Annotated in this window: 8 protein-coding genes; 4 read left to right on the top strand and 4 right to left on the bottom strand. The window is 68.5% G+C overall.

The genetic code is table 11. The annotated features are described in order from the left end of the window. Positions 1-312, top strand: a 312-nt coding sequence (locus ACWJ6R_RS28790) for a hypothetical protein (protein WP_449065238.1), incomplete at its 5' end; no start/stop codon positions are given. 1,064 nt (positions 313-1,376) lie between these two features. On the opposite strand, the gene ACWJ6R_RS28795 is transcribed toward ACWJ6R_RS28790, so the two are convergent. Further along, complete coding sequence (locus ACWJ6R_RS28795; RefSeq protein ID WP_449065239.1) at positions 1,377-1,934, bottom strand: HNH endonuclease; 558 nt, start codon at positions 1,932-1,934, stop codon at positions 1,377-1,379. A gap of 183 nt (positions 1,935-2,117) precedes the next feature. Between ACWJ6R_RS28795 and ACWJ6R_RS28800 the strand changes: the two genes are divergently transcribed. From ACWJ6R_RS28800 to ACWJ6R_RS28810, 3 genes are all read left to right on the top strand, one after another. Further along, positions 2,118-2,903: a ParA family protein gene (locus ACWJ6R_RS28800; protein ID WP_449065240.1), complete on the top strand. Its 786-nt coding sequence runs from the start codon at positions 2,118-2,120 to the stop codon at positions 2,901-2,903. Next, positions 2,900-3,736 carry a hypothetical protein gene (locus tag ACWJ6R_RS28805; RefSeq protein WP_449065241.1) on the top strand — a complete coding sequence of 279 codons (837 nt, stop codon included), beginning with the start codon at positions 2,900-2,902 and terminating at the stop codon, positions 3,734-3,736. Before ACWJ6R_RS28800 ends, ACWJ6R_RS28805 begins: the two co-directional genes overlap by 4 nt. Before the next feature lie 90 nt (positions 3,737-3,826). After that, positions 3,827-4,153 (top strand): hypothetical protein, encoded by a 327-nt coding sequence (locus ACWJ6R_RS28810; protein WP_449065242.1) that lies wholly within the window; start codon positions 3,827-3,829, stop codon positions 4,151-4,153. Here the strand turns inward: ACWJ6R_RS28810 and ACWJ6R_RS28815 are convergent. The 3 genes from ACWJ6R_RS28815 to ACWJ6R_RS28825 form a co-directional block, all read right to left on the bottom strand. Further along, positions 4,117-4,455, bottom strand: coding sequence for a hypothetical protein (locus tag ACWJ6R_RS28815; protein WP_449065243.1), 339 nt, complete (start codon positions 4,453-4,455; stop codon positions 4,117-4,119). The genes ACWJ6R_RS28810 and ACWJ6R_RS28815 overlap by 37 nt on opposite strands. Further along, positions 4,446-5,030 carry a hypothetical protein gene (locus ACWJ6R_RS28820; RefSeq protein ID WP_449065244.1) on the bottom strand — a complete coding sequence of 195 codons (585 nt, stop codon included), beginning with the start codon at positions 5,028-5,030 and terminating at the stop codon, positions 4,446-4,448. Before ACWJ6R_RS28820 ends, ACWJ6R_RS28815 begins: the two co-directional genes overlap by 10 nt. A 210-nt stretch (positions 5,031-5,240) precedes the next feature. After that, the coding region (locus tag ACWJ6R_RS28825) for a hypothetical protein (protein WP_449065245.1) at positions 5,241-5,588 on the bottom strand (348 nt) is incomplete at its 5' end.

Here is a 5,588-nt window from a genome sequence, read left to right on the forward strand (position 1 = left end):
GCGGCGCCGTACCCGCGGCTGCGGGTGCGGGCCGCGCCCGGCGGCGCCGACGACCTCCTGACCGGCCGCCTGCGGGTCCCGCTGCGCCTGGAAGCGCTCGACTCGACCGACGCCCCGGTGGGGGAGCAGCACCTGCGCCGCATCCTGTACGTCGCCCTAGAGGAGCTCGCAACCCTGCCCTCCCTCGCGGCCGCGCCGGGGCAGACGATCGTCACGCACGTCGAATCGACCTTCGGGGGCGGCCCGGTTCCCGAGGCGGACGGCCGCGGCCGCTACATCGCCACCATCACCCTGCATTGCCATGCCGGATAGCTATACGTCTGATCTTCCGGAAGAGATGCCTAAGCGTCACTATATGTGAATGAGCGATGACTCTCCCGGCCGGAATGGCTGGAAGCGCTTCCTCGGCGACTTCGCTATGGCCCTTGCCACGACATCCTTAGGCCTGGCGATAGGGCTATACGGCATGGGCGTAACGTCTGTTCCGTTGTGGTACTGGGTTCTGCCACTTCTCTGGGCGCTCGGGGGAAGCATCTTGCTGAGGTTCAGAACAGCAGAGCGCTACGCCGAAGACTCGAGAGAGCCGATCTCCAAGCCCAAAGCTTCCGACCCTGAGCAAGCATGGTTCCAGAGGATGACTAGGCACAATCTGATCATCCTCACTGTTGCGGCGGCCGCCCTGGTGTTCGGAATCGCCATCTCCACCATCCCCACCGCGACAACGCAGCTCACCCCGGCCGAGCTCGCCGCGTTGATCACATCAGGTACAGCAGTAGTCACCTGCGCCGCTGCCGGCGTTCAGTCGATCGCGGCGTGGCGTACAGCGAAGAAGCCGGCAACCAAGGAGAGCGAAGCTCCGGCACCTACCACCGTAGAGGACTGCTTCAAGGAGGCGTGGCAGAACTTCACCAAGAAGAAGCGCCCTTCTGCGAAAGAGCACGAGTTGATCGCAGCATTCGACCAGGAGGTGCTGTGGGATCTCCGCGGGACACTCAGCTTGCCAGTGGAAACGCCGGCTGAAAGGTCGAGCCTGTTCGCTATCCGCATCAGGCAAGCCATCGGCAGGACCGTCTTGCCTTACCACCTCCGCGGTAGCTGGAAGATCCTATTCATCCTCGTAGGTAGCAGATCCAACAGAAAGGTGCTTCGCGAGTACGTGAACCACCTCGAAAACGCCCTCGACAGGCTGCCGCTCACGCCGTCGAGCACCGACCCTCCCGTCCGCGCAGCCCTGGACGGGACATACAGAGATGGGCCTCTGGTCCAGGTACGCAGGTATGAGGAGCCCCGCCGGAGATCGCGCGCAATGTCATCCGAAGCTGACAGCATTCCCCTTCGGCCGTCTACGGCGGGAACCCGGGCTGCTCGTAGAGTGCCTACAACGGAAGCCCGAGTTGCTCGCCCGATCCTCCGGCGGTGGCGATTTCCACGGCCAGAGCCATCGAACGGCGAAACCGTCGACATGCCTTACACTCCCGGTGATCCGGCCGGTCCTTCCTCGTAGCAAGGTTCTCCCCGACCAACTCGTGCCCGCGGATGCACTCCTCCTTGCGGGCGTTGACGGCAGTGGGGGAGCCGGAGCGCAGGTTGTTCTCCTCCGGCGTCCGGGCCAGCCAGTGGCCCGGGTTGCCGCACCTGCGGTGCGGGCAGCTCACTTTCAGCCGGCAGTAGTCCGGGTGGTGGCACAGGTGGTCGACCTCCCACCCGGGCGGGATCGGGCCGTGGACGAGCGGATACACCACCAGGTGCAGCAGCTTCGTCTTCCCGCCGACCGAGATGATCGGGTAGCCCTTGCTGTTGGTGGGGCCGCTGGTCGGCCAGCACGGGCCGAGTTCGGTCGCGTGCTCAGGTACAGGTCCGGCCATGTCGACCCGCTTGAGCCAGCGCGCACCCAGGCCGGGAGCGGCCGGAGAAGGCGATGCGGAGACGCTCATGTGTTCGATGGTGACCGATAGAGCGGGTGAGAGCCAAGCGTCTGAGGGTGTTTCCCTGCCCGTTTTAGGGAGTCGGCATTACCGTCACACGCCAGGACGGCTAACGTTTCGGACGCCTGCTCCATCGGTTCGACGGCCATGGAGCAGGCGAGGAACATCCGAACAGACGGAAGGCTACCCGCCATGCCTATCACGACCTTCGCCAACCACAAGGGTGGCGTGGGCAAATCCAACGAGGTCGAGGGGACTGCCGCCGAGCTCGCGATGCGCGGCCGACGCGTCCTGGCGATCGACCTCGACCCGCAAGGAAACCTGTCGCGCCGCATGGGTTACCAGGAGCACGAGCTGGAGGATCGACCGACGATCGCCGAGGCGATCCGCGACTACACGCCGAAAGCGTTGCGTGCGTCGTTCCTGCCGTGCCAGTGGGAACAGGACTGGGCGGAGAACATCACGTTGGTTCCCTCTCGGATCGAGCTGGAGGAGCGCATCAGCGAGGCGGGAGTGCCGCTGTCGTGGCAGCGGTTGCACAAGTGCCTGGCGCCGATCGCCGGCGAGTTCGATGACGTGCTGATCGACACTCCCCCGACTATCGGCCACCTGCTGCACTTGGCGGTCGTCGCGAGCGACAGCGTCGTGGGCGTCACCACTCCGACCTACGACGCTGTGCGCGGCATCTACCGGCTGCGGAACTTCGTCGAGGACGACGACCAGCGATCCGGCCTCGGGCTGCGCTGCCGAATGATCGGCGTCGTGGTCAACATGAAGCGCGCCGGCGTCGCCAACCACGACCAGCGGACCGAGTCGCTCATCCAGAAGTTCGGTGATCTGGTGTGGACTCCTCACCTTCCGTTGCGTGCGTCGGTGGAGGACGCCAGCGAGCGCGCTGAGCCGCCGCAGAATGCAGGCCCGGAAGTCCGGCAGATCTTCGCAGAGCGCGTCGACGCCTATCTGAAGGCGACCGCATGAGCCGCACAGGGAAGAAGCGGCCGCTGCCGGAGGTCGAGGACGACATCAGGTTGGACCGCGGGGTCGGGCCTGTCGCCACCACGGCGGCGCCCGCTGCGGTCGTCCGCCAGGCGGAGATGGCTGTGAGTGGTGCGCCGATCGTCGGGATGGTGGTGGATAAGCCCACACCGGCGTTCGAGGTGCCGTCCGGGCCGCAGTATCAGCCGGCTCCCGAGGACGCCGAACCGGGTGAGCAGCTCGCTCACTACGAGCGGATCATCGGCGGCGCCCAGGAGGTGCGCGAGACGGCCCGTAGCCGGGTTGAGCGCTACTGGACGTTGACGGCCGGGCGGTCGCTGCTGGAGATCCGCGACGGAAAGCTGTACGAGGTGTACGGCAGCTACAAGTCGTTCATGGAGTATGTCGAGGACCGGTGGCAGATCAGCCGGCAGCACGCCTACCGGGCGATGCAGTCCGTCCCGGTACATCTGGCGCTGCCGGAGGTGGATCGGCTGTCGTTCCGCCAGATCGAGGTCCTCGCCCGTCTCGGGGCTGCGGCAGTGATCCGGCAGGTATGGGAGAAGGCCGAGGCGAACAACGACATCTCTCCCACGGGGTTGAAGGCGGTGGTGGCCGAGCTGGAGGTTCAGCTCAACCCGGCCGAGAAGCGGCCCGAGTTGGAGCAGTCCAGGGCACCGAAGGGCGACCCGCTCCAGGCCGTGGAGAGGGCGCTGGAGGACCTGCCGACGCTGCGACGAATCACGTTGGAGGCGCCGGAGCGGGCACGGGCTCTGGCGCAGAAGCTGCGTGCGGCTGCCGAGGAGATCGAAGCGGACCTTCCCGAGCGTGGATGATCTTGTCGCACGTGCGACAAGATCATTAAGGGCCTGGCCGAGAGCCGGGCCCTTCGCATTTTGTCGGTACGGCGACGCACACTCGATCCCATGAGCATCCCGGCCTGCATCGACCAGCCGCCCGCCCGCGTCCCCGTCCCGGCCACCGCCGATATCGACTTCATCGGGGAGCGCGTCGTCGTCTTGACCCGGCACGGGGCATGGCGCCAAGATCTGCGTGCCGTCTCCGGCGTCCACGCCAGCGAGCGCGGCCGCCCACAGGTCCGGCTCGTCCCCGAAGCCGAGTGGTACCTCCTCGCCACCACCGGCCGGTTCTCGGACGGCACCACACACAGCAAGATCGAGGTCCACCCCGCTGAGCGGGTGTGGGTCGAGGTGCTTCAGCCGGACGCGAGAGACGCCTCGATCCTGATGTAGTCGATGGACGGGTCGAAGTCGCTCGCGCGCAGCGACGCCCTCGCCAGGGTCCACGCCCGGCCGCCGTCTCGTTCGACCACCTGGTCGCCGGCCGTGACCGGCCACCATGAGGCGTCGACCGTCAGCACCCACAGGCCCGGCCCGGTCTCCGCCAGGCCGTCGACCTCCGGCCGCTTCACGATCCGGCCCGGCTCCCACTCCCCGGCCACGCCGAGGACCCCGGCGACCAGGGTGCCGTGCCCGTCCACGCCGCCGGTACGGCGGCGCAGCCCGAAGACACGGTCGGCCTCGATCACAGCCATGCAGTGCCCGTCTCAATCGGGTGCGCGCCCCGGCCCGGAGCCTGATACACCGTGTGCGCCACCCACTCGTCCAGCTCCGCCAGGACCGGCGACGCCCCCGCGGCCCCCGACCCTGCCTGAGCCTGCGACGACTCGTAGGTGACCCCCTGGCCCTCGACGTTCACCGACGTCCTGATCCGCACGCCCTTGGTCTGGGCGATGCGCCGCACGATCGGGGAGGCGGCCGCCGACCAGGCGACGATGCGAGCCAGCACCCGCCCGTAGCGGCGATCGGCCTCCGGGTCCAGACCCGCCCGGTAGACGATCGTGTAGGAGCCCACCGGCTCGCCCGTCACCGGGTGGAGTTCAGCGGTGGCCGAGATGACCTCGATCAGCGGCTCGTGGTCGAGCAGCCAGCCGCCGCGCCCGTCCGGGACGACACCGCGCTGCGTGTACTGCTCCGGCAGCGGCGGCCGCCCGAGGTAGGCGCCCGCCTCCGCCAGCGCGTCCTCGATCGCTTCCTCGATCGCCGCCCGGTCGTCCGCGGTCAACGGGGCCGGGATACCGGCGCGCACCGCGACCTTCTCCGGCGTCACCAGACCACCACCGCCCTTCCTTCTTTCTGCTTGGTCTGTCCGTGGGAGCGCGAGGAGCGTACGGGTCCCCACCGTCGCACGCTCCTCGCGCTCCCCGGTCATCCGCGCGGCCCCGGCACCCGGGGCGGGGCGCGTCTGGTGCCACCCCCCAGAGACACCAGACGCGCCGCACCACCCCGAGAATCCGGGGCCGCGCGAGCCTTACTCGCCCTAGGCGGCCTCGGCGGCCTCGGCGGCGCGGATCGCCTGCAGGTCCGCCTCGATCCGTGCGGCGTGCGCGCGGGTGATCCGGGTTCCGGCGGCGCGGAAAAGCTGCTCCGACAGGCTCGTGGTGCCCGGCAGGTGGAAGCGCCGCACCAGCGGACGCGCCACCGTCACCGTGGAGAACTGCGGTCCCTCATCGGTGAACAGCTCTCCGACCCGAGCCTTCTCCGGTGCCTGCCCGGGCGGGTTGTCGCCCCACACCAGGTCGATGAACTGGCCGCCCGGCGTGGCCAGCATCCGCACCTGCGGCACCGGGCCCGGGTTCGGTGCGGGCGCCGTGGCGGGCGCGGCGGG

This window comes from Planomonospora algeriensis, assembly GCF_977012225.1.

Excerpts from the sequence above, each read along its gene's own strand:
- ACWJ6R_RS28795 (WP_449065239.1), bottom strand. The coding sequence starts at position 1,934 with ATGAGCGTCTCCGCATCGCCTTCTCCGGCCGCTCCCGGCCTGGGTGCG.
- ACWJ6R_RS28800 (WP_449065240.1), top strand. The coding sequence starts at position 2,118 with ATGCCTATCACGACCTTCGCCAACCACAAGGGTGGCGTGGGCAAATCC.
- ACWJ6R_RS28805 (WP_449065241.1), top strand. The coding sequence starts at position 2,900 with ATGAGCCGCACAGGGAAGAAGCGGCCGCTGCCGGAGGTCGAGGACGAC.
- ACWJ6R_RS28810 (WP_449065242.1), top strand. The coding sequence starts at position 3,827 with ATGAGCATCCCGGCCTGCATCGACCAGCCGCCCGCCCGCGTCCCCGTC.
- ACWJ6R_RS28815 (WP_449065243.1), bottom strand. The coding sequence starts at position 4,455 with ATGGCTGTGATCGAGGCCGACCGTGTCTTCGGGCTGCGCCGCCGTACC.